We start from the raw sequence: 23,037 nt of genomic DNA, 5'->3' as shown, positions 1-23,037 counted from the left end.
TTAGAGAGTCCCACCAATAAAACGCGAATTTCGTACGCTAAGGATTTATTTCTTTAAAGAACTTGTTTTTTTCATACGTTAAGAAGGTTCCTTAAACAGTATTTGATGTTTGTTATGATACTTTGTTTTTGGCAATGATTTTTAGAACTAGTTTTTGACAGTATTTTTTAAGTTTTGTTAGAACTAAATAGCATTCCTTAAATGGTCGTTTTTAGAATTTGATAATCGAGTATATTTTATTGAAAAATTAGAGTTGACCATAAAACCAATATCCGATATATTGGTTTTATGAAAAAAGATATAATTAAACCAATTAAACGTATGTCATTTAGAGATGAAGTATATCTAACTTTGAAAAAAGCAATCGTTACATTAGAGCTGCAACCAGAGCAACGCTTAAATGACAAAGAATTAGCAGAAGAATTTGGAATTAGCCGTACTCCAGTTAGAGAGGCGTTAAAGCGTCTTGAGGATGAAGGACTTGTTGAATCTATTCCTGGTTCAGTTACTCGTGTTGCACCATTAAATATTGAGGAGGCGAAACACGCATTTACTGTGGTAGCAGTTTTACACTCGTTAGCTGCTCGTTTAGCAGTACCATTATTAAAAGCGTCGGATATTCAAGAATTAGAGTTCAGTAATAAGGCTTTACTATTATCTATTGAGAAAAAAGATATTATAAAAGCAATTGAAGCTGACGAGTTATTCCACAATGTTTTTTTAGATGTGGCAGGAAATCCTGAAATCATTCGTGCGTTAGAACGAAGTATATCTAAGATTCAACGCCTCGAAATTTCTCAGTTCACTTCTATAAATGGTCTAAAGTCAGTAGAACAACATCAGCAAATTATAGAGGCGTGCAAAAATAAAGATAAAGAAGCAACAGCGCACCTTGTAGAACAAAACTGGTTAAGTCTTGAGAAATTAATGACTTATGAGGCAGATTGAGGTGAGAAATTTGCGCCCTATTTTTTTAGGTATATGTGCTGCTTTCTTTTTTGCTTTCACATTTATATTGAATCGAGCAATGGAATTATCAGGTGGTAGCTGGATATGGAGTGCTTCATTAAGGTTTATTTTCATGCTGCCATTCCTTTTACTTCTTGTTATGAGCCGAAAAAAATTAAAAATATTATTACAAGTTATGAGAGAGGATTTAAGTGCATGGTTTTTATGGAGTTTTGTAGGTTTTGGTCTATTTTATGCTCCATTATGTTTTGCCGCTGCACATGCACCAGGATGGATTATTGCAGGGACATGGCAAGTTACTATTATATCAGGATCTTTGTTAGCTCCTCTTTTTATCCAAACTTATCAAACACCAGATGGAATTATTAAGAAAAGAGGAAAAATTCCAATGAAGGGTATGAGTATGTCATTAATTATTCTTCTTGGTATTTTCCTTATGCAAATGGAACAAGCAAAATCGCTTGCTGTAAAAGATATTATGTTAGGTATTATCCCTGTTATTGTAGCTTCTTTTGCTTACCCACTCGGGAATCGTAAAATGATGGAGGTTTGTGGAGATCGTCTAGATGCTTATCAACGTGTCCTTGGAATGACATTAGCTAGCTTACCATTTTGGTTTTTATTATCCTTGTACGGTCTTTTTACAGCAGGAATACCTAGTAAGGAGCAAACTATGCAATCAATTTTAGTTGCTATTTGCTCTGGTGTAATTGCAACTATCTTATTTTTTAAAGCTACTGATATGGTTAAAGGAGATATGCAGAAACTTGCAACTGTTGAAGCAACACAATCTATGGAGGTGCTTTTTGCTGTTATTGGAGAACTAATCTTATTACATTCTTCATTCCCCTCTATTTTATCTTGGTGTGGCATGTTTGTAATAATGCTAGGAATGATAGCACACAGCTATGTTTCCCATAAAGGTGAAACAGTGCATAACCAAAATATTAGTGCTTAATTGATATTTTAAAATGTACAGTATCAACCCTTTTCTAGCTAGTAAAAGTAATTTTATTATTATAAGTTTTATGTCAGAAATTAATTAAGTAAAAGAATATGAACAAAAGCCGATACCCTTAATATATAGGGAAATCGGCTTTTTCTTTATAAAAATTTTTCTTAGCTTCCTTTACATTAAAGGATTAGTTTGTATATTCGAGGAGATGTGCGAGACAGATGTATATTTAGGATAATCTAATATCTCCCATTCGAATATGATAGAATAGAAGTATACCCCAAATGGAGGAACAGCAAATGAACTCAAACACAAAACAGTTTATTTATGATATCCAGCAAAGAAAAAACAATTATATAGAAAATGCTTTAATAGCAATACAACACCCTAAAAAAGAGCAATCTGAACAGGTCATTCAAAATATAGTAGAGAAGATGGATATGATGATCAGTTTAGTTACTACTTACACGACTATTGAATCAGAATCTATAAAAGAATTAAAAGAGCTTCAGGAAGAAATTATTCATGCCCAAGCATATATTCAAAAACGAAAATTTGAAGAAACACAGAGATAAAACCCTGTGTTTTTATTTGGTGGTCTATTACGCTAATCTGTTATAAATCAAATTACATGTAATTTGATTATTGTTTTGGCATAATCCATACAATTTGTTGAATCCGTACAATATATGGCATTGTATCTTCAATGAGCAAGTGATCTGGTTTCACATCCTTTAACTTTCCTCTTACATTACCTCTTACAGTTTCAATAACCACATGTTTACCAATTACTGATTGTAATGTCTGATATACGTAGGGATTAGGCACACTTACCATATTTTGTTCACTAAAGTCATTTCCCTCCAAATAACTCATTCTATAAGACTCCCTTCTAACTTTCATTCTTTCTCCTAATATATGATATAAATCTTATATATATGCTAGAAGGATAATTCATTATAGGAACGGAAATAACATTTTAATAAGGTACGGTTTCTATTCCTAGATTGCTAAAAAACTATTTATTTGAACTACCCCCACTTTCACTTGGTTTAGAAGTGAGGGATTCCTAAGTAAAGAGTTCTATCGAACTCTAATTGATTAGGCTAACCCCGCAGTCCTTGCGGTTAGAAGCCTTATTGCTTCATTCTTTAGATTGATACTTGCGTTAATATCCCTATCATGGTTTGCACGACAAGAAGGACAGTCCCATTCACGTAGGTTTAGATTTTTAACGTCTTTATTTTGATATCCACAACAAGAACATAATTGGCTGGAAGCAAATGTTTTCGATACGACAATGACTTGTTTGCCATACCATTTTGCTTTGTATTCTAACATGGATCGAAATTGTGACCAAGATACTTCACTAATTGCTTTTGCTAACTTATGATTCTTTAACATATTCGATACTTGCAAATCCTCTATACCGATAACATCGTGGTTTTTGATGATTTCAGTTGAAATTTTGTCCAAGTAATCTTTTCTAGTATTTGATATGTATTCATGAATTCTAGCTACCTTTACTCGTTGTTTATTCCAGCGAGAAGATCCTTTCATTCTTCTAGAAAGAACACGCTGTGCTTTCGCCAACTTATCTTCTAATGATCGGAAAAACTTCGGATTTTCATAGTGTGTTCCATCTGACAAAATAGCGAAATCTTTTAGTCCTACATCTATTCCAATATAAGAATGTGTTTTCGGAAGTTCTTGTACTTCTATTTCAACTAATAGTGACACAAAATATCTACCAGAAGGGTTCCGTCTAACTGTAGCATTTACAATACGCCCCTCTACTTCGCGACTTTTGGCAAATCGAACAAGGCCTAGTTTCGGCAACTTTATTTTGTTCCCTACAACGGTGATGTTTTCATTTGTTTGTTTTGTGGTATAAGATTGTACGTTGTTCTTCTTAGATTTAAAGCGCGGTGCGCTGTTTTGTTTTTTGAAAAAGCGTGTATACGCATCCGCAAGGTTGCGAACAGACGACTGCATCGCAATACTATCCACTTCTTTTAGCCAAACAAGCTCTTTCTTTATGGCAGGAAGTTTGGCAGAGCATGTACCATAGGTCAAGCCTTTTCCTGTCTCTTTGTATGCTTGATCCCATAAGGATAGGAAATGATTGAATACAAAGCGAGAACATCCAATCGTTTTGTTGATTAGAATTGCTTGTGCCTGATTTGGATAGATACGAAACTTATAGGCTTTATTCATCATTATTTGATTCACCTCCATTTCGGTATATGACTATCATACACCAAACGTACATTCGATAGGTAGTGAGTAACACTTTCTGTATGTCGAACAATTAAGATGGCTTCCTGCCATCCCTTGTTCGAAGCCAATTCATCTCCCACCTACTCACTGAGCTGTGCCCCTTCACGCTCCTTGAGGAAGGAGTCTTCTTGGCTAAAATGATAAAATTAATAGGCGAAACGAAATAAATACGGTTATAGTTCTTTGGCATCTTCTCTTATTTTATGCCTTCTTTCCTTGCATCCATTTAAATTCCTCCTTTAAATTATCTATTTCACTTTAAATAATGCCTTAAAATCCCCTTTTTTTACGCTCTATTCCTAACATGTGGTATCATCCTTCCTTTTTAGTAATACTTTAGTAAACTAGACAACAGAAATGATATAGTCTAACATCTGTACACTGTTTACAGGGTTCCGATTAGTTTTCATAAAAAATCTGTTGTTTACGCTGAAATGGATAGGTTTTAATTTCATCTGTATCTAAATTTTCATGAAATAGATGTATGGCTATAATTTGTCTACAATCATAGGTATGATAATAATATATACCCGACTCCATACACATTGCGCTTGTATAAATGGTATTATCTAATGTACCTTCTTCCGTTATCACTCCACCTTTTGGAAGCTCACAATTCGATAAGATATGAAAAATGGCCGATACCCCTTCATCTTCGTTATCTATATCTTGGATATTTTGTTTGCCATATGCTGCCCGAACAAATCTTGATGGTGGGGTAAAATCACCCGGAAGCCCTATTGAACCTGAACCTTGTCCAAAAGCACTTAATGATAAATCCCCCCATTGTGTAGACTCATAGGGCTGCGATCTAAGACCAATATATTGTCTTAAATTTTGTAGATGCCAGTTAAACTCTGGACTATTGGTCATTACCCCTAACGGATTGTCATACACTTTTAGCCCCTCAGTTGTCGGCTCTAGTACAATACATTCTCCCCATTTATCCGCTATAATCCAATGTAGCGGCGGAGTAAGTCCTAAAATAGGTAATGGTACATCCAAAAAAGAAATACTATCAACAGACTTTCTTAACTCTTTAATAGAATTGAACTGCGTGAGACTCCAAGCCACAAAATCAAATGGAGCCAGATTCGTTTTATTGTCATCTATACTTTCATTATAAGTCGCGAAGCCTGGGAAATAGAGCGTTGCACAAGTCATACCTGCTTCATTGACTCCATCTGCCAGAATGACCCTTTCTTGATAGTTAATCCCCATCCCGATAACTGCTTGTTTCGTTTCGATGATTTCACCAGTTATATTGTTCCATCGATAACTTCGAGGAACTATTATTACTTCTTGATTGAAATCTAATGTAAAATCCATCGTTCTTGCAAAAAGATGTTGGCCGTTTTTTGTCTGTAATGTCAAACTAGTACACATAAAGAACACCCCTTTGTTTAGTTTATTTAAACAAAAACCCATTTAATTTCTATCCTTAAGTTGATAGACACGAATCTTTTTTCTTACTCATATTTATTGATACTCCTTTCAAAATTTGAATTTTCTAGTACAATAAATCTATTACTATAAGGAAAATAAAAATGATCGAAGAGATTACTAATCTCCTTTATGATTCCCCCTAACAAGTTAAAAAGCTATTATAAACAAACTTCAATAAAAGATACCTTCTCCCTCCTTTTTTATTACTGGATTTTTAAGTGGTTGGATGTTATATAAAACAGAATTATTTATTGCAGATGCTTCTTTCTAATTAATTCAAGCTCCTAGTGAATAGAAATAAATGTGTGATGTGAATGTGTTAGATTTGTTAAATGGAATACAAGCAGTACTTCCTTCTATTAGCGAGCGCTAAACAAATAATTAATAAAAAATTAGAAGTTATCTGGAATATGTTTAGAATCACTTATTTTGCATTTTTCTTAGTCTCCTATTTAAACGGTATTTACTATGTAATTGTGCATAATAACTAAATACTTAATAAAATCAATGTTACATGTGGTAAAATATTTGAGAAAGGCACTTTCTATAAAGTAGGTTCTTAGACCAGAAGGCGTAACGCATTTTATATTCATGATGTAGCGTTACTGTTATCACCCATACATATGTAAACTATTTTTCAAATAAAGTCTATTGGTGTCTAGGATCCTGTTTTATGGGAAGTGTTTTTATGGGATGGGGAATATATATATGAACATGGTTCAAGTCAAAGAAAAGGCACTCCTAGGAGTGCCTTTTCTTTGACTATTTAAATGTGCGAACGCTTTCAAAACTATTGGATATAAATTGATGTACGCATTGTATTAAATGGTGCATTTATAGATGTCTTTTGGTACTCAAACGTTCCCTGTTGGTGCCCAGAAGCATCCCATTTATAATACCAGCCAACGATCGGTCTTCCGCCAATTATAGTGGATCCAATACTTTTTACATTAGAGCCATTCATTTTAGCAAATGGGTTTTGGCCATATCCCATTTCTTTCGTGGTAATATATAAGTATTTTCCTCCGTGATTACGTGATGTGCTAAAGCTGTTCTGGTTAATCGTTTCTACTCCGCCCAGTTCAGATTCTACTTGTACGACGTTTAATGAAGTAAGTGGTGCTGCTGGTCCAGCAGAAGCCTCTGTTGCCATTCCTAATCCGACGAACGCTGTGATTGCTAACGATGAAATCCCTAGTGCTGCTTTTTTAAACATAAAAAACATCCCCTTCCATCTATTATTGTTTTCACTTACATTGCCAATATAATCCTTATAACCTTATATGTAAATAGATCCCAACTGTAGAAATAACAGAAAGAATATTCTGATTCATCAACATTAGAAATTTACTTTCAACAACTTGAATAAAGCATAAAACAATAATTCGAAGAGCTGCACGAGCAACCTCTGGTCATTTACCGCTGATTCTACCAGATGATCCACGAGACTTGTCAGAAAGACAATCTCGGCATCGGAATCATCCCGAAATCCGCATTTGAGCTGGCGAACCACAGTAGTCTGGAAATGGACAGTCCTTCCCTCCAGACCAGGATCGCGGCAATCTGAATCAAGGAACGTTACATGTCCTCATTAACCAGAAAGTGCTTGAAAAGTTTCAGTAGGGAATAATAAAAGTAAGGAATAAATCGGCTGTTCACTCCTTTGAATTATAACCACAGGCTTCCGTGTAGCGTTGAAATAAAGATTGATAGAAAAGTGCTTGAAGCCTTATGTCCCCTTGGTTTAACAAATGATTTTTTGTAAATAATATGTTTGTTAAAAACTTAATTAAGGGGGGCTTTTATGCCACAGGATCGAAAAGCAGAAGTTCAAAACGATACATACGAAAGAAAAGTTATTATGCCAGATAATTCACAATCTCTACCACTTCACATGCAAAAAGAGCTGCCTCACGAATTTTCTGTAAATCCTTTGTTTGCCCGCGAAGGAGAATCCGTCGTTCCACGCTTTCATATGTCTGATGAAGGCATGTTACCAGAAACAGCATATCAAATCGTCCATGATGAAATTACTCTTGATGGCAACGCCCGCCTGAATCTTGCAACTTTTGTTAGTACATGGATGGAGCCTACCGCAGAGCAATTATATGCAAAATCATTCGACAAGAACATGATTGACAAGGACGAATATCCACAGACAGCTGAAATTGAGGAGCGGTGTGTCCGTATCTTAGCCAACCTCTGGCATTCGCCCAGCCCCCTTACGACTATGGGCGTTTCAACAACTGGATCGTCAGAAGCATGTATGCTCGGTGGGCTTGCCTTAAAGCGACGATGGCAAAATGCACGTAAAAGCGAAGGGAAGCCGGTGGATCGTCCCAATATTGTGTTTAGTTCTGCTGTTCAGGTCGTTTGGGAAAAATTCGCGAATTATTGGGAGATTGAACCACGTTATGTGAAGGTTAGCCCTGAACATCCTCAATTGGATCCTCAGGGGGTCCTCGCAGCCGTGGATGAAAATACGATTGGTGTAGTACCGATTCTCGGTGAAACTTATACCGGTCTTTACGAACCGGTTGCCGCAATTGCGAAAGCGTTGGATGATTTACAGGCGAAGACTGGTCTTGACATTCCCATGCATGTGGATGCAGCTTCGGGAGGATTTATAGCACCATTTCTCCAACCAGATTTAGTCTGGGATTTTCAATTACCAAGGGTGAAGTCCATCAATGTATCCGGACATAAATATGGATTAGTCTATCCTGGATTGGGTTGGATAATTTGGCGGGAAGCTGAAGATCTCCCTGAGGATCTAATCTTTCGCGTTTCCTATTTGGGCGGGAATATGCCGACCTTTGCTCTGAATTTTTCTCGTCCTGGCGCACAAGTGCTCCTGCAATATTATAATTATTTACGTTTAGGGAAAAAGGGGTACTATAATGTTCAAAAGGCTTCACAGAAAGTCGCTCTTTTTCTAAGCAAGGCCATTCAGAAGATGGAACCGTTCAAACTTTTGTCCGATGGGTCGGATATTCCGGTTTTCGCTTGGCGACTGAAAGATGGCTACACATCAAACTGGAACCTTTATGATTTATCTCGACAATTGCGTGTGTTCGGTTGGCAAGTACCCGCCTATCCATTGCCTCCCGATATGGAAACGGTGACGATTATGCGAGTTGTGGTTCGAAATGGATTTTCCATGGATCTTGCGCATTTATTTTTGAGAAACCTCAAACAGACTGTTGCCTTTCTGGATTCCCTGGATGGGCCTATGCCACATGATACGAAATGTGATAATGGGTTTCATCACTAAATAAAAAAGCCTAATTTCTTCACATTAAATTGAGAAGTTAGGCTTTTTTAATATTGGGATTTCCTTAACGTTGTAAATCCACATTTTTATGAAGCTAACCCATATTGGAGCAACTGTATTGATATGCACCCATTTCCAAATAGGCCACTTTGCTTTTGTTGTGGCCCATTTTCTTTGTTCTGGTTGGAGTGCTAGTGGTCATCATTCACTTGTAATGTTTCTTTCGCCAGCTGCTCATATTCTTCTAAGCCTGAGATAATCGCAAACTCAGCTATCGCAACAGGATATGCCGCATTAAGTTCGATAACGTGTTCTTTCATGGCAGGCCAGTAAATCCCCCCCATTGAAGATTCAACCAGTGTGATATTTTTGGAGATTCAAATGCTCCAATAACAGATGTAAATCATTAGCCAGCGTATCATAGTCATAACCATCCTATGTCTGTGAAGATTTATTGAATCCCCGACGATCATAAGTTATGACTCTGTATCCAGCCTCAACAAGAGCTGGAACTTGACATTCCCAAGATCGACCACTTCACGGCCAAACATGAATTAATACAACTGGCTTCCCTATATCGTAATCTTCATAATATAACCTAATCGATGCTTAATTTTCGATTTATTATCATACCCCCAAAAGTAATTATTGGTATCCTACCTGTTCTAGATTTAGGAGCTGAAGGTGATAATTTTTGAATTTTATCTGTCCCATAGACAAACTTTCCACTTACTACTATCAATGCAGACTCGATATGCTTGTTTTTTACCTCCAAGACTAGGAGGTTAATAGCAGAAAGTATGGATAAATGTGCATATTGTCTCTTTTTGATGTTACCTTGTGTTTCTTTTTCTGTAAAGAACCGTGTATTTCGTGCTGTATATAGGAAGACCTTGTTCTCAATTCAATCGGTTAAACATAAGATTTAAACGATTTTCACGATAAAACCTCATCATTACCAATATTTTAAAAAATATCCCAAATTCAAGATTATTTGCATGAAAGACGAAATATTAAGTCAATAATGTATTTAAGTTTTAACAAACTAACAATATATTATTTCTCAACATAGGAAGCATAGAATTATAAGAAACAAATTGTTAATATATAGATATCTCAATTGCGTTATTTCTTTTTAAAGAGAGTTTGTGTTTTTACACAAGCTCTTTTTTATTGCATTTCAGATATATTCAACAAGGTGAGTCTTTTCCACTTACAGCAATAGAAAATAAAAATTTGCTTCTAATACAAAAACTCCATACAATTCACAAATAACCTTTGAAACTCAGATATAACAATAAATAGGCATTCCCTATCCTGACTGGTAAAACTAAATTATAGAACTATTTCTCTGTAGCAAAATAAAGTAGAGCTATAGTCGGAAAAGCGATTCCTATCCATAATGTTAGATTCCATCCACCTAAGGCATATGCCCATCCTCCAATAAAGGATCCCACAGCACCTCCCAAAAAGAAAATAGCCATAAATAGCCCGTTTAATCGACTACGGATTTCTGGACTCAACGAGAAAATTAAACGTTGGCTAAGCACAAGGTTTGCAGATACTCCCATGTCCAACAGAATTGCAGCAATTACTAAAACAGCTATTCCGATGGGCGAACTACTTTGAATAATAAGTGGTAGTAATAAAGAAATAATAACAACAGTGAGAGCTATCCCAGTGGCTGATCGTGTCCAGCCACGATCAGCTAGACGACCACCTATTGGAGCTGCTATTGCACCTGTAATTCCGACAAGTGCATACAGTGCTATGGCAGTCTGAGAAAAATGAAAAGCAGGACTTGATAATAATAATGGAACAGTGGTCCAGAATAAGCTGAAAGCCCCAAATACACAAGCATGATAAATGGCGCGACGACGTAAAATGGGAGTAGTTCGTAGCAGTTGCCACATTGAATTAAGTAAGACGATATAATTTGTTTTTGCTGTTGGTTTTCTTGTAGGGAGTACTTTCGATAAAACAAACGCTAGGACAATAATTACAGTAGCAGATAAAGCAAATATTGCACCCCATCCCCACATATCGGCTACTAGACTAGATATTGGTCGCGCAAGCATAATACCTAGTAACAGACCACTCATGACATTGCCAACTACTCGACCGCGTGCATTCTCAGATGAAAGATATGATACAAGAGGTACAAGCACTTGCGCTGCGACCGAACCCAGTCCGATAAAGAATGAAGTAATTAACAACAAGGTTGCGCTTTTTACAAAAACCATAGAAATGAGTGCAAATGCACTTAAAAATAACAATATAAGTATCAATTTTTTATTCTCAACAATATCCCCCAAAGGCACAAGAAATAATAAGCCAACAACATATCCAATTTGAGTTAGCGTTACAATTAATCCAGCGCTACTATTAGAAAGCCCAATTTCATTACTAATTAGCCCAATTAAAGGCTGTGCATAATAAAGATTAGCCACAATAATACCACATGCAGTTGCTAAAAGAATGATTAAACCTGATGAAATGTCCTTATCAATTGCTTTATTTTTAAAATTAGACATAAGTATTTCCTCCCATACTTTTATTTCAAAATTACTAAATCACTTTGGCAAGTACTACTGCGATGCCATTTTTTATTGTAATAAATTAAGTCTGAGTTAATTTCCATTCTGCTTTTAAAAGATCCAATTCCCTCTCTTTTTAACCCCCTTTTCTAAATGTTTTTTAGCAATGTAATTTGTGATTTTTGGAACCTAAATATATCCATACCATTACAAGATGTTAGTTAGTTAATTAATAAACTGAACGTACAGTTCATTAATTAACTAAAATATATACTAAACGTTCAGTTTTGTAAATAGGCTATTTCGTTTTTTGTTCGTATTAAGTATACTAAACGTATAGTTTATGTTTTGAAAGGAATGATTAATGTGCAAAGTAGAAGAGGTCGACCACGTAATATTGAAACCCAAAAGGCCATCCTTTCTGCGTCCTATGAGTTATTATTGGAAAGTGGCTTTAAAGCAGTCACAGTCGATAAAATTGCAGAACGTGCTAAAGTCAGCAAAGCTACGATTTATAAATGGTGGCCAAATAAGGCTGCTGTGGTAATGGATGGTTTTCTTTCTGCTGCTGCTGCCAGATTGCCTGTACCTGACACAGGTTCAGCGTTGAATGATATTTTAATTCACGCCACAAGTTTAGCCAGTTTTTTGATAAGTCGAGAAGGAACTATTATCAATGAGTTAGTTGGCGAAGGGCAATTTGATTCGAAACTAGCAGAGGAATATCGTGCTCGATATTTCCAGCCACGTCGACTGCAAGCAAAGCAACTTCTGGAGAAGGGAATTAACAGAGGAGAATTAAAAGAAAACCTCGATGTTGAATTAAGCATCGATCTCATTTACGGACCAATTTTTTATCGCTTGCTAGTAACCGGTGAAAAGTTGGATGAATCCTATGTACATGACTTGGTTATAAACGCATTCGAAGGGATACGTTTGAAGTAATTAACATATAAACAAAGATTTAGATTTCCAACGTTTCCTATACTGATGTAACTCGCATTAACTTGATAAATAAAGTATCTAATGTTTTAAAACTGATGTTTATGGGATTGTCCCCCGTATACATCAGTTTTAAAACAGACTTAATCTACAAGCTAATCACGCTTCCTTTTTGATTTTTGGAAGGTTGTAATATTTATTAGTTATTGATTTTTCATTTAAAAACAGATTAAAACCACATAAGAACCCTGAATTTGTATTTTATACAGTTTACCTATTCTATTTAGTTTGCATCAAATAAATCAATGGTTTTAATTTGTCTACAATCGTAGGTATGATAATAATATGCGCCAGACTCCATGCACATAGTGCTTGTATAGATGGTATTGTCTAATATACCTTCTTCCGTGATTACTCCACCCTTAGGAACTTCGCCATTTGATAAGCTATGAAAAACAGCTGATATTCCCTCTTCTTTTAAATCGTGACATATTTAAGATATTGATGTCATTGGATTAAAGTAATAATTACTTAAAAAATTAATAAATAAAAACCCTCCACAACAAGGAGGGCTTAGTATTCTATATAAGTAAATCTTTAAATGGTAAACTTAATATTTTATTGTATTGGTCCTAATAATCCCATAATTTCTTCAGCTTTTTGGTTTTCGATGCTATAGTAAATTTCTAACCCCTGACGATTTCCTCTTAGAACCTTCCCTCTCATTTTAGATAAGTGTTGGGAAACTGTTGATTGTGGAATGTTTAAAATTTCGGTCATTTGGGTTACATTTAGTGTTTTATGTTTAGAAAGCTCATTGATCAGTTTTAAACGCATTGGGTGTGCCATAAGTTTTAAAAGCTCTACATCCTCTTCTAAAATCGTGTTCTCTACATGCTGATTCGCAAATCTTGTCATAGTATACGCTCTCCCTTATTTGTTTTCTTCTAATGTAGTGTAACTTCCATATTACATAATATTAGTATGTTCGAATGTTTATTGTTGAAAAATGATACTTAAAGTATACAACTGTAGTTTGTGCTAGTAGTGGAGTTAATGTGTGGTTTGTATGAAGTTTTCATTTACTATTAATCTAGTCTGTTTAAGCTAGTATAAAAGTTATGCATATAATTAAAAAGACAAACTCTCCAAGATGAGGAGTTTGTCCAAAACCATGATCTCTTTAGTTCAACAATATAGAGTTCAGTTCCGATAAGAATTTTTATTTTTTTCATATCCCATGTTTTTTGCATCAGTACTAACAACAGTGGATTAGAATAATGACTGAATACTTGCTAAGACAGTAAGGATACCTATAATAATGACAAATACATTGCTCGCTTTCCCTTTGTATTTAGCAAGTACTGGTACTTTATGGATCGCATACATTGGTAATATACATAAGATAGCAGCAACTAGCGGACCGCTAAGGGCATCAATGATTCCAAGAATACTTGGATTTGTATAAGCAACATACCAGCATGTTAATACGACAAAAGTAAGAATCATTGTCTTAACTGTTTTTTCTCCTATATCTTTCCCACGTTTTTTACTGGACTTGATAATCATGTCACGCATTACCTCATACGCTCCTATATAATGACCAAGGAAAGACTTTGTAATAGCCACAAATGCAATGATAGGAGCTGCAATAGTGATTACTGGCGAATTAAGCTCATTAGCAAGATATGATAGGATTGACAAGTTCTGTTCTTTTGCCACCTTAAGATCATTTGGAGTCAAACTTAAGGTACTGCTCCAAACAAAGAACATAACAACTGCGAATGTCATAATATAACAAACTTTTTGTATTTGAGCACATTTAGCATCAGTAGCATCTATTCCATACGTAGCTCTCTGTTTCATAACAAATGACGAAATCATAGGCGAATGATTAAACGAGAATACTATGATTGGAAGTATCATCCATATCGTTCCTAAATATCCTGTTCCTGTTGAAGCAGTAGAAACACTTGAAAAACTAAGCATTGACGTATTCCACTGTGGAATCAAAGATATTGCGATAAAAAGTAGAGAAGCTATAAAAGGATACACTAGCATGCTCATGATCTTTACAGTTATATCTTGACCAAAATTTAGTATAGCGATAAGACCGAGTACTAAAATAAGCGATAAAATGGACCTTGGAGGCTCCGACATGTGCAATTGATGCACGATAAAGCTACTAGCGGTATTTGTAAGTGCGACCGAGTACATCAGCACGATCGTATAAATGGAGATAAAATATACAATATTAAAAATGATACTTGCCTTATTTCCAAAATACTCTCTTATTGTACCTGTAATCCCCTCATCGGCAGAGTTCGAAGCGTAAATCATTTTAGCAAGCGCCCTATGTGAATAATACATAACAGGATATGCAAGTATGGTAATTAACAGCAATGATAATAAACCACCTGAACCTGCATTAATCGGTAAAAAGAGTACTCCTGCTCCAATTGCTGTTCCAAAAAGGCTCAATGCCCAGGTAGTATCCTGTTTATGCCACTTTTTAGGGTCTAGATATTTCTCATTTTTTACTGCAGTGTTATCAGCTTGAAATTCTATGTTTTTTGCAGTATTCCCATCCATATAATAATTCCTCCTTGTGTCCTATTCTTAATTCTCTTTTTAAGATATAGGAATATAGACCGTTCTTGAAAAATGAATAGCTTATATAGTGCCCCACAACGAATATCCCCCTTCTAGGTTAATAAAAATCAAAAAATTAGCGAAGCATCAACCTGAAGGGTTTGTTACCACTTATAAAATATTTTAATTATATAGTAGTATATTTTATTGATAACTCCCCCAATATACAGACATCCTTAGGCGAACAATAGAGTAAAGATTGTTAAAAACTTCACAATATATTCGATAACTTATTGATTTGATTGTTTCTCCCCAAAGATTTTATTTTTAATGGCAATTCCTGTAGGTGTAGCTGCAATACCACCTAAACCTGTCTCTCTTAATTCGCGAGGCATCTGTCTTCCAACTCTATACATGGCTTCAATCACTTCGTCAGCATTGATGAGATTGTTTACGCCAGCTAATGCGATGTCCGCTGCTGCTAAAGCATTTGTCGCTCCAATGGCGTTTCTCTTTACACAAGGAATTTCTACCAAACCAGCGACCGGATCACAAACTAAACCGAGTAAATTTTGTAATGCGGTCGAAAAAGCTTCAGAAGATTGCTGTGGGGTTCCACCCGCAGCTTCTACCGCAGCTGCAGCCGCCATCGCTGAGGCACTTCCTACTTCAGCTTGACATCCTCCGTACGCTCCTGAAATACAAGCGTTGTTTGCGACTATCGTTCCAAATAACGCTGAAGTGAATAGAAAATGAATCAAATCTTCATGATTTAACTGCAACGTATCTTTAATACTAAATAGGACTCCCGGAATCGTCCCACTCGCACCTGCTGTTGGAGTTGCACAAATAGCTCCTAATGCAGCATTTACTTCATTAACACCGATAGCACTTTGAATCCCTAACACCATCAAATCTCCAGAAAGAGTTTTCCTATGTTCTCGATAGTTTTTAAGTTTTACAGCATCCCCTCCGGTTAACCCAGTTGGAGAAAATACACCATCGCCTTCAATACTTTTATTTATTGCATGTTGCATAGTCGTTAAATTTCGTTCCATTTTACTCCAAACTTCTTCATAAGAAGTTTTAGTTTGTTTGATTTCCTGTTCGATTGCTAATTCATAAATTGGCTTTTGGCTTTTATTAGCTGCATCCACAATCTCTTTTATGGACATATACATATTTTTCACTCCTTAATGTAACTAAAGAATAATAAGGCTAGCTATATTGCTTAAATCTCCTAATTCCTTCTGAACAGTACCAGGTAATATCGAATCCAAAGCGAATGCATATAAATATCTTGTTTTATCTTCCAAACTATGAAAGCTGTTAATTTCCACATCATATTGTTTAAAGATTCTGCGTAAAACAAATTCAAAGTCAGCTCTTTCCGAAATCGCAATAACAACTGGCAATGGCCCCTGCAAATCTAAGCTAAAACCATCAATTTCAACATGTTTGACTTCAATCAACCCACCACCGACCGAAATACCCATCGTTCTAATACTTCGACTTTCATCCTCTACATATACATCTGCCGTATTTGGATGACCAGCAGGACTATTACCCGATTTTTCAATAAAGGTAATGTCAATTCCCTTAGACTCTGCTATTTTAATGGCATCTGGCACTTTGCTATCATCGGCAGCAAAGCCTAATATACCAGCAATAATTGCAAAATCAGTTCCGTGACCTTTATGGGTTTCAGCAAATGATTCATAATACTTTACCACAACTTTTTTGGGAAGACCTTGAAATAATCTATTAGCAACTGTTCCAATAGCCAAAGCACCTGCAGTATGTGAACTTGAAGGACCTATCATTATGGGCCCAATCACATCAAAACAACTTTTGTATTTAACAATCTTTTTTTCTTTAATAGATAGTACATTCATGTTCATATAAACACCCCCATAATTTATTATTTTTAATTACAGTTGAATCTAAGTTATTGGAATGACCAATTCAAAATGAAATTTATTTGATAACGCTTTCTTTATTGTGTTGAATAAACTTTCCTTCTGATCCACTACACTCCGTATAGTAATCATAGCATTATGTCCAATTTTTAAAAATCACTGGCAAGTTCTTTAGAATTTTTAAAACTAAACGAGGTTGGTATTTTCTCTAGAGGTATTGAATTACGTCTCGACGCCCTCATTATAACTAGTATATTTATAAGTTTAATCTTTTTTTATTTTTAGAAAGATTGAATAGACAGAATTTTGAATGGGTAATAAATTACACTTAGTATGTAGCAATTGTGTCCTTTGTTTGAAGCTGTATTAGTTAGTAAAAAAGCAAAAATAACACAGAGTTCCTTTCATAAACACATTGATTATATTGGAAAATGATTATAAAGATACTTCTAATGTCCTTAGTTAGGATATCTTATTTGGGACGGGAAACCTGTTGCAATAAATAATTGATGTAGATGGAAAGGAATACATGAATGAACCATAAAGTAATTTATGTATATTAATTAATAATTACTCATTAATATTTATTATCAGAAAAGAGGAACTTCTTTTGCGGATCTTTACATAAAAGTAATACTATAAAGATAAGTTCCAAATAACACTAGGAATCCCTAGTGGAATGCATTTTATACTGTTTTTATATGAAAAATCCTCTTCAAAACGCAAATAAAAAAGGGCAATTTCAGCCCTTTTTTATTTATAAATCCTCTATATCATATTCAGTATATCCCTCATAATAATAACTAATATCAATGCCTTTCATGAATACTTCACGGCTATTAATTTTATCTACTAGTGCATTTTTGAGTAAATACTTAATTTCAATATCTTTAATCGGGCTGCGTTCCATTGCCAGTAAATAATCTTCTTTATCAATCCTATTCCAGTCAACTACCTTTTGAATTTCATTCTTAAAGATTAAATCTAACCATATTCTAGTCGCTCTACCGTTTCCTTCTCTAAAAGGATGGGCAATGTTCATTTCAACATACTTTTCAACGATTTCATCAAAGGTTGTTTGTGGCATATTGTTTATATGTTCTAGTGAATGGCTTAGATACATAACAGGAGCAAATCGAAAGTTCCCCTTCGCTATGTTAACCTTTCGAATCTTTCCAGCAAAGAAATAAATATCTTCAAATAAATAATTATGAATGTCAGAAAGACCCTTAAATGTGCCAACTTCTATGTGGTTTATTTCTCCTGAATCATATAAATCTTTGGCTTTCATTTTTGATAGTCGTTCTTCCACTCGATTCAATTCCAACTGATTTTTGATACCTAATTTATTTTCTAGCACGGTCATTCTCCTCTTTTTCTGCCATTAATTCTTTTAGCATATCCAAATCTTCTTGTGTGGCTAAATTCTTGATGAAACTTCTAGCCATAGTTTTATAATTAAGGTACTTCGCTTGTACTGGATTACGTTTTTTATAGTTTTTTGTGGCTTCATTTTGCGCCTTGCTGTATACCATTCTCTCCCTCACTTTCAAGTATATAAGCATATTATATATGACTTAGTAATATATTCAAGCGAAAGAAAAGCTAGTGCCGAAGCCCTAGTCTAACACTATACCAAATATATAATTTTAAATTTTATCATTTCACAATATTTATCTTTTTAGAATAATCTCTCATATGTAATCAAGATTTTTCACTCTCTGTAAAAAGTGATTTATGTTCTACTGGAGAAAAAAGCACTATTAAGGTTGTAGGCTTTCCATACTCTAAGCACAAATTAATATAGTCTTCAAGTATATGTACTTATTCTGTCACTACCTTTGTTAGATAACTGTATAAACCGGCAATATTACTGCAAATAGCGCTGGACCAGCTTCGCTTTTCTCTTGGTTTATCATGTCTATATTAGCTTTTCCCATTGTCGCAACTCTGGCGCGTCTTGCTAAAATGATTCCTAGCGCAGGAGGAATTACAGCTTATGTTCAAATGGCATTTAATGCAAATACGAGTGCCATCCTAGGGTGGATTATGTTAGGATCTATTCCTATTGGAGTACCTATTATCGCTTTAACAGGTGCCCAATATATTGGCTATGTTTTTCCAATAAGTAATGCAGGAGTTATTGGCATCTCGGCATTAATTTTGATTACTTCTTTACTCTTTCATATTAAAGGAATTGAGTTATCATCAAAAGTAAGTGTGTTTGTCATTTGTATAATTTCACTTCTAATAATTGTGGCTGTTGTCGTTTCTATCCCCTATGTAAAATTAAGTTCTTTTACACCTTTTGTACCAAACGGATGGTCTTCTGTTGGAGCTTCTTCTGTAATTATCTTTTTCTCATTTGTAGGATGAGAAATGATTACCCCATTAGCTGAAGAGTTTAAAAGACCTGCTAAAGATATTTCCATTAGTCTACTTTTAGGGGCAATTTGCATCTCAATTATGTACATTGCAATATCTTTTGTAACAATAGGGACTCACTCATATGGTGATAAGAACCAGATAGCTTCCCTTAGCATTCTAATATCAAAAGGATTAGGACCAATAGGTACATATATAACCACTATTTTAGCAATTTTCATTTCGTTTAGTGCTGTACATGCTAACATTGCAGGTTTTTCAAGAATGATTTACGCTCAGGCTAGAGAAGGACATTTCCCTTCCTTCTTTGCTAAATTACATTCTAAATTCCAAACTCCAACAAGGGTTTTACTAGTTTTAGGCGGAATTTTTAGTTGTATTTTAATTTTTTATGGTATAGCACGACCAAATTTAGAGATGCTTCTAAAAGGCCCTAGTGTAATTTTTATTACCTCGTATATTTTTACAATGCTAGCTGCTCTTAAGTTATTAAAAGTTCAAGATATAGGTTGGTGGATGGCCTTCCTATCGTTAGTTATATGTATTTTTGTATACTCATTTAGTGGTTGGGCGATTTTCTATCCAGTAATCTTATCATTCATAGGTGGGATCTATATACTTATGAATAAAAAGTCCAGCACTGTAATCAATCATCAATTAGATACACCTAATGAAAAATAGTTTCATAATCTCTATAAACTAATTCTACAAACTATATAATGTTATTAACACTATCAAGATTGGAATAGATATAAATTCTGCTAACTTATAATTAGCTCAAATTAACTTTATGAAATATGAATAATTATGTGTATTTAAGAAAAAATCAGGATAACTTTTTAAAATCATCCTGGTTTTTTCTGTATAAAATGAATTTCGTTATTTTTATTTATTTCCCTAATTTATATATTTCTTCACAATAAATAAACAAACATATACATTTTTTAATTATGTAAAAAATACATAATTAAACACCCCTATATACTACATAAAATTTAAACCAGCATATCAGCGAAAGTAGATCCAACGTTGTTTTTACGCTTCATATGCTTTTCTAAATATATTTTAGTTGTTTGAATATTTTCATGGCCAAGTGTTTGCATTAAATGATATAGATCTGCATTACCTTGCTCTACTGCCATAATTGCAAAAGCATGACGGAATGTATGCGCCGTTACTGGATTTTCACGATACAGTAGAAACTCTAAGTTTGTCTTTTTTATCATATCTGTTACTTGATTCGATAATGTTTTAGAGTTATAAGTATTTCCTCTTTGATTTATAAATACCGGACTCTCATCCCCTTTATCCAATACTGTTTGGCATCCTCTTCTTAGCCTCATTTCACAAATACATTGATATAAATGTTCCGAAATAAAAAGTTCACGCACTTTATCCCCTTTTCCAGTGACTTTTAACCAGTACTTTCCGTCATAATGTAAATCTTTCACTCTCGCGGTGCACAATTCTTGAATTCTTGCACCAGTACTTGCTAGAGCCAGTAAAATTGTATAGTTTACTAAATGTCCTCTTTCTTTATAAAACCCTAAAATTTTCATAACCTCATCATAGGATAGGTCCCGATTTGGCCGATCCTGCTCATTCACATTTGCGCGCTGTAGTTCTTCATGAAGAGGCTTTTCAATATAAGAAAATACATGTAGATGTTTTAGAAAAGAACGAATGAGCACTGTTTTCTTTGCAAGTGTCGCGACTGCATACGTGTCACCATTCCTACCGTTCTCTACCCGTTTCAACCACGAATTGTATTTACGAATATGCCAAGGTTGCAATGTTTTCAATAAAGAGTCCTTTTGCTTTACCTCTTCCCCATCCAATTCAAATTCTTCTGCATGCTGCACCATGCACTGACAAAATGATAAGATTTCTGAGATATAGCTCTTTTTCGTATCCTCTTTTCTATTCTTCTTCTCATCCATATCTTTTTGTAAATGTACGAAATGATAAATGACTTCTATGTCACTTAAATACGTATATTTACCCTTTCCTTCTTTTTCTGCAACCTCCATCTTATCTTCCACCATATCTACATAACTGTTGTTATATAGATATGGAATGATATCTTTTATATTCTCTATATATGTATCCATATACTCACTTTGATTGTTTATAATTAATAAATTTTCTTTTACATTTTTTTTATTCATATTTCGAATTCACCTCTCCTATAGAAGATTATGAATATAATTCTCTTTATTACCTATAATTATTATTTTATTTTACTTCTATTAATTATACAAATGATAATTCATTTTCTTTCTGTAAGAACGCTACATTCTTCTTCATTTACTTATATTTATATTTTTTTTATAATTTATTAATAAATAGATATTATTTAAAAGTTAATTATTTAAAATTCATAGTGATTTTATAATAAAAACAACTATAAAAATCAATTAACATATAAAGCGAATGAAAAAGATCTTAAAACCATAACTATAAATATAATATTTAATAAAATCTATTTCTTATTTTAAATATAAATCAGATTCTGATATGATATATACATACCTAAAATATTAGCAAACGATAGTTATGGAGGTGTCCTTTCATGACACAAGATTTATTGTTCATTACAAAACCTACTGTAACGACAAAAGAGGCAGCCGACTTATTAGGAGTAACGGTACAAACAATTTTAAAAAAAGAAAAAGATGGATTAATAGAATGTGTATATAAAGATAACTGGAAGCAATTCGGTAGTAAGATTTTCTATTTAGAGGATATTGAACGTTTAAAAAATAAAAATGAGGTTAAAGGCCTTAGCACGAAAGAAGTAGCTGAAATTCTTAATGTTGCACCATCTACTATCTTTACATACATCAAATCTGGAAAATTACCCGCAACAATGGTAGAAAAACGAGGAAAACAAGTATATATTATCGATGAGGAAGAGCTAGAGATTTTTATGCTTGATTATGAAAAAACTAAAACAAAAGAGCGAAAAACATTTATTATTAAGATTCAAGATGAAGATATATATTTATATCAATTACTAAAACATCTACAAACTGGAAAAACCGCTAGGGTAATAGAGATTAATGGAGGAGACGGCAAGATTCTTACAGAGGACGAAGAAATTTTCCCTCTATCCACTTATAAGGAACATGATTACTCCTTTGAACCTTTCAATAAAAAAGCGGTAATCACTAAACGAGGGTATTTATCTTTTTCATTTAAAAAACCTCAATTATTTAATTCCATTACTTATAATTTAATAAACTTATTTTATAAGGAGCTAGGTGTCACAAATATGCGATTGAGTATTTCATCAGATACTATTAAATTAGAAATTAAGCCTTTCGTATTACAAGTAGATCCATTGCAGTTTCAAGAGGAGATTAAGTACTTACATTCTCATATGAAATCTGGCACGATCCTTCCACATGTAGAAGGTATTTACTTTAAAAGTAATGTAGAGCCATTAACTTTTCATGTAGATCATCAATTCAAGCAAAAAGTAGTTCAGATGGCAGCCGGTGCTGGTATGGGGCAGGAAGAATTCTTATTGCAAGCTGTAAAATCTTATATAACAAATTTAGAAAAATATTAAATTTGTTATAAATTAGAAGAAGCGAAGAAATTAAACCTTTCTACGCTTCTTAAATTATTCAATTTAATCATTCTATTCTGTGGGAGCGTCACGACCCGCGACAATCTTGTTTCCTCATTTTGGTTCTTATTATCCAAATTACCCACATATTTTTATTCCCAATG

18 protein-coding genes and 5 pseudogenes are annotated in these 23,037 nt (G+C 34.2%); 7 read left to right on the top strand and 16 right to left on the bottom strand.

Features of this window, described 5'->3' with window-relative positions:
* The first annotated feature begins 288 nt into the window (after nt 1-288).
* The 3 genes from ACTFO4_RS22825 (at nt 289) to ACTFO4_RS22815 (ending at nt 2,499) form a co-directional block, all read left to right on the top strand.
* Nucleotides 289-948 carry a GntR family transcriptional regulator gene (locus ACTFO4_RS22825; RefSeq protein ID WP_440014438.1) on the top strand — a complete coding sequence of 220 codons (660 nt, stop codon included), beginning with the start codon at nt 289-291 and terminating at the stop codon, nt 946-948.
* A complete protein-coding gene (locus ACTFO4_RS22820) occupies nt 935-1,927 on the top strand; it encodes a DMT family transporter (RefSeq protein WP_440014439.1) in 993 nt (330 codons plus the stop codon). The genes ACTFO4_RS22825 and ACTFO4_RS22820 overlap by 14 nt, the downstream gene beginning before the upstream one ends.
* Before the next feature lie 296 nt (nt 1,928-2,223).
* On the top strand, nt 2,224-2,499 hold the full coding sequence (locus ACTFO4_RS22815; protein WP_440014440.1) for a hypothetical protein: 276 nt from the start codon (nt 2,224-2,226) through the stop codon (nt 2,497-2,499).
* A gap of 67 nt (nt 2,500-2,566) precedes the next feature.
* On the opposite strand, the gene ACTFO4_RS22810 is transcribed toward ACTFO4_RS22815, so the two are convergent.
* The 4 genes from ACTFO4_RS22810 to ACTFO4_RS22795 all read right to left on the bottom strand — a co-directional run bounded on the left by ACTFO4_RS22810 (nt 2,567) and on the right by ACTFO4_RS22795 (nt 6,866).
* On the bottom strand, nt 2,567-2,800 hold the full coding sequence (locus ACTFO4_RS22810; protein ID WP_000120813.1) for a YuzF family protein: 234 nt from the start codon (nt 2,798-2,800) through the stop codon (nt 2,567-2,569).
* A gap of 225 nt (nt 2,801-3,025) precedes the next feature.
* The gene (gene tnpB / locus ACTFO4_RS22805) at nt 3,026-4,144 is read right to left on the bottom strand and encodes an IS200/IS605 family element RNA-guided endonuclease TnpB (protein ID WP_440014441.1); all 1,119 of its coding nucleotides are present in this window, start codon (nt 4,142-4,144) and stop codon (nt 3,026-3,028) included.
* A gap of 459 nt (nt 4,145-4,603) precedes the next feature.
* Nucleotides 4,604-5,590 (bottom strand): choloylglycine hydrolase, encoded by a 987-nt coding sequence (gene bsh, locus ACTFO4_RS22800; RefSeq protein ID WP_440014442.1) that lies wholly within the window; start codon nt 5,588-5,590, stop codon nt 4,604-4,606.
* Between the two features lie 850 nt (nt 5,591-6,440).
* Nucleotides 6,441-6,866, bottom strand: coding sequence for a DUF4879 domain-containing protein (locus ACTFO4_RS22795; protein ID WP_000472918.1), 426 nt, complete (start codon nt 6,864-6,866; stop codon nt 6,441-6,443).
* Nucleotides 6,867-7,454: 588 nt separating this feature from the next.
* Between ACTFO4_RS22795 and ACTFO4_RS22790 the strand changes: the two genes are divergently transcribed.
* Nucleotides 7,455-8,924, top strand: coding sequence for a glutamate decarboxylase (locus ACTFO4_RS22790; RefSeq protein WP_440014443.1), 1,470 nt, complete (start codon nt 7,455-7,457; stop codon nt 8,922-8,924).
* A 191-nt stretch (nt 8,925-9,115) separates the two neighbouring features.
* Here ACTFO4_RS22790 and ACTFO4_RS22785 read toward each other — a convergent pair.
* The 3 genes and pseudogenes from ACTFO4_RS22785 to ACTFO4_RS22775 all read right to left on the bottom strand — a co-directional run.
* A pseudogene (locus ACTFO4_RS22785) lies at nt 9,116-9,265 on the bottom strand (macrolide 2'-phosphotransferase); the annotation flags it as partial.
* A pseudogene (locus ACTFO4_RS22780) lies at nt 9,260-9,527 on the bottom strand (alpha/beta fold hydrolase); the annotation flags it as partial. The pseudogenes ACTFO4_RS22785 and ACTFO4_RS22780, both read right to left, overlap by 6 nt.
* A gap of 740 nt (nt 9,528-10,267) precedes the next feature.
* A complete protein-coding gene (locus ACTFO4_RS22775) occupies nt 10,268-11,458 on the bottom strand; it encodes an MFS transporter (RefSeq protein WP_440014444.1) in 1,191 nt (396 codons plus the stop codon).
* 360 nt (nt 11,459-11,818) lie between these two features.
* Between ACTFO4_RS22775 and ACTFO4_RS22770 the strand changes: the two genes are divergently transcribed.
* A complete protein-coding gene (locus ACTFO4_RS22770; protein ID WP_242278788.1) occupies nt 11,819-12,406 on the top strand; it encodes a TetR/AcrR family transcriptional regulator in 588 nt (195 codons plus the stop codon).
* A gap of 283 nt (nt 12,407-12,689) precedes the next feature.
* Here the strand turns inward: ACTFO4_RS22770 and ACTFO4_RS22765 are convergent.
* The 8 genes and pseudogenes from ACTFO4_RS22765 to ACTFO4_RS22730 all read right to left on the bottom strand — a co-directional run.
* Nucleotides 12,690-12,887: pseudogene (locus ACTFO4_RS22765) on the bottom strand (linear amide C-N hydrolase); the annotation flags it as partial.
* Nucleotides 12,888-13,021: 134 nt separating this feature from the next.
* Nucleotides 13,022-13,321: an ArsR/SmtB family transcription factor gene (locus ACTFO4_RS22760; protein ID WP_000196515.1), complete on the bottom strand. Its 300-nt coding sequence runs from the start codon at nt 13,319-13,321 to the stop codon at nt 13,022-13,024.
* Nucleotides 13,322-13,675: 354 nt separating this feature from the next.
* Nucleotides 13,676-14,995, bottom strand: coding sequence for an aromatic amino acid transport family protein (locus ACTFO4_RS22755; protein WP_440014445.1), 1,320 nt, complete (start codon nt 14,993-14,995; stop codon nt 13,676-13,678).
* 290 nt (nt 14,996-15,285) lie between these two features.
* A complete protein-coding gene (gene sdaAA / locus ACTFO4_RS22750) occupies nt 15,286-16,176 on the bottom strand; it encodes an L-serine ammonia-lyase, iron-sulfur-dependent, subunit alpha (RefSeq protein WP_440014446.1) in 891 nt (296 codons plus the stop codon).
* 21 nt (nt 16,177-16,197) lie between these two features.
* Entirely contained in the window at nt 16,198-16,896 is a 699-nt protein-coding gene (sdaAB, locus tag ACTFO4_RS22745; protein WP_440014447.1) for an L-serine ammonia-lyase, iron-sulfur-dependent subunit beta, read from the bottom strand.
* A gap of 775 nt (nt 16,897-17,671) precedes the next feature.
* Nucleotides 17,672-18,280 carry a protein adenylyltransferase Fic gene (fic, locus tag ACTFO4_RS22740; RefSeq protein ID WP_440014448.1) on the bottom strand — a complete coding sequence of 203 codons (609 nt, stop codon included), beginning with the start codon at nt 18,278-18,280 and terminating at the stop codon, nt 17,672-17,674.
* Nucleotides 18,261-18,449, bottom strand: a complete 189-nt coding sequence (locus tag ACTFO4_RS22735; protein WP_440014449.1) for a hypothetical protein — start codon at nt 18,447-18,449, stop codon at nt 18,261-18,263. The genes fic and ACTFO4_RS22735 overlap by 20 nt, the downstream gene beginning before the upstream one ends.
* Nucleotides 18,450-18,618: 169 nt before the next feature.
* Nucleotides 18,619-18,792, bottom strand: a pseudogene (locus ACTFO4_RS22730) (Lrp/AsnC family transcriptional regulator); the annotation flags it as partial.
* Between ACTFO4_RS22730 and ACTFO4_RS22725 the strand changes: the two are divergent.
* A pseudogene (locus ACTFO4_RS22725) lies at nt 18,781-19,980 on the top strand (APC family permease); the annotation flags it as partial. The pseudogenes ACTFO4_RS22730 and ACTFO4_RS22725 sit on opposite strands and share 12 nt — an antisense overlap.
* 314 nt (nt 19,981-20,294) lie before the next feature.
* Here the strand turns inward: ACTFO4_RS22725 and ACTFO4_RS22720 are convergent.
* Nucleotides 20,295-21,467, bottom strand: coding sequence for a site-specific integrase (locus tag ACTFO4_RS22720; RefSeq protein ID WP_326264139.1), 1,173 nt, complete (start codon nt 21,465-21,467; stop codon nt 20,295-20,297).
* 404 nt (nt 21,468-21,871) lie between these two features.
* On the opposite strand from ACTFO4_RS22720, the gene ACTFO4_RS22715 reads away from it, so the two are divergent.
* Nucleotides 21,872-22,873 carry a helix-turn-helix domain-containing protein gene (locus tag ACTFO4_RS22715; RefSeq protein WP_206906241.1) on the top strand — a complete coding sequence of 334 codons (1,002 nt, stop codon included), beginning with the start codon at nt 21,872-21,874 and terminating at the stop codon, nt 22,871-22,873.
* Nucleotides 22,874-23,037 lie beyond the last annotated feature (164 nt).

It is taken from the genome of Bacillus cereus group sp. MYBKT14-1 (assembly GCF_051915185.1).
GTDB classification, from domain to species: Bacteria; Bacillota; Bacilli; order Bacillales; family Bacillaceae_G; genus Bacillus_A; species Bacillus_A cereus.
This window is presented reverse-complemented; position numbering and strand designations above follow the sequence as displayed.

Bases quoted from the DNA above. Each gene is read 5' to 3' on its own strand.
- ACTFO4_RS22825 (WP_440014438.1), top strand. From the start codon at position 289: ATGAAAAAAGATATAATTAAACCAATTAAACGTATGTCATTTAGAGAT.
- ACTFO4_RS22820 (WP_440014439.1), top strand. From the start codon at position 935: ATGAGGCAGATTGAGGTGAGAAATTTGCGCCCTATTTTTTTAGGTATA.
- ACTFO4_RS22815 (WP_440014440.1), top strand. From the start codon at position 2,224: ATGAACTCAAACACAAAACAGTTTATTTATGATATCCAGCAAAGAAAA.
- ACTFO4_RS22810 (WP_000120813.1), bottom strand. From the start codon at position 2,800: ATGAGTTATTTGGAGGGAAATGACTTTAGTGAACAAAATATGGTAAGT.
- tnpB (WP_440014441.1), bottom strand. From the start codon at position 4,144: ATGATGAATAAAGCCTATAAGTTTCGTATCTATCCAAATCAGGCACAA.
- bsh (WP_440014442.1), bottom strand. From the start codon at position 5,590: ATGTGTACTAGTTTGACATTACAGACAAAAAACGGCCAACATCTTTTT.
- ACTFO4_RS22795 (WP_000472918.1), bottom strand. From the start codon at position 6,866: ATGTTTAAAAAAGCAGCACTAGGGATTTCATCGTTAGCAATCACAGCG.
- ACTFO4_RS22790 (WP_440014443.1), top strand. From the start codon at position 7,455: ATGCCACAGGATCGAAAAGCAGAAGTTCAAAACGATACATACGAAAGA.
- ACTFO4_RS22775 (WP_440014444.1), bottom strand. From the start codon at position 11,458: ATGTCTAATTTTAAAAATAAAGCAATTGATAAGGACATTTCATCAGGT.
- ACTFO4_RS22770 (WP_242278788.1), top strand. From the start codon at position 11,819: ATGATTAATGTGCAAAGTAGAAGAGGTCGACCACGTAATATTGAAACC.
- ACTFO4_RS22760 (WP_000196515.1), bottom strand. From the start codon at position 13,321: ATGACAAGATTTGCGAATCAGCATGTAGAGAACACGATTTTAGAAGAG.
- ACTFO4_RS22755 (WP_440014445.1), bottom strand. From the start codon at position 14,995: ATGGATGGGAATACTGCAAAAAACATAGAATTTCAAGCTGATAACACT.
- sdaAA (WP_440014446.1), bottom strand. From the start codon at position 16,176: ATGTATATGTCCATAAAAGAGATTGTGGATGCAGCTAATAAAAGCCAA.
- sdaAB (WP_440014447.1), bottom strand. From the start codon at position 16,896: ATGAACATGAATGTACTATCTATTAAAGAAAAAAAGATTGTTAAATAC.
- fic (WP_440014448.1), bottom strand. From the start codon at position 18,280: ATGACCGTGCTAGAAAATAAATTAGGTATCAAAAATCAGTTGGAATTG.
- ACTFO4_RS22735 (WP_440014449.1), bottom strand. From the start codon at position 18,449: ATGGTATACAGCAAGGCGCAAAATGAAGCCACAAAAAACTATAAAAAA.
- ACTFO4_RS22720 (WP_326264139.1), bottom strand. From the start codon at position 21,467: ATGAATAAAAAAAATGTAAAAGAAAATTTATTAATTATAAACAATCAA.
- ACTFO4_RS22715 (WP_206906241.1), top strand. From the start codon at position 21,872: ATGACACAAGATTTATTGTTCATTACAAAACCTACTGTAACGACAAAA.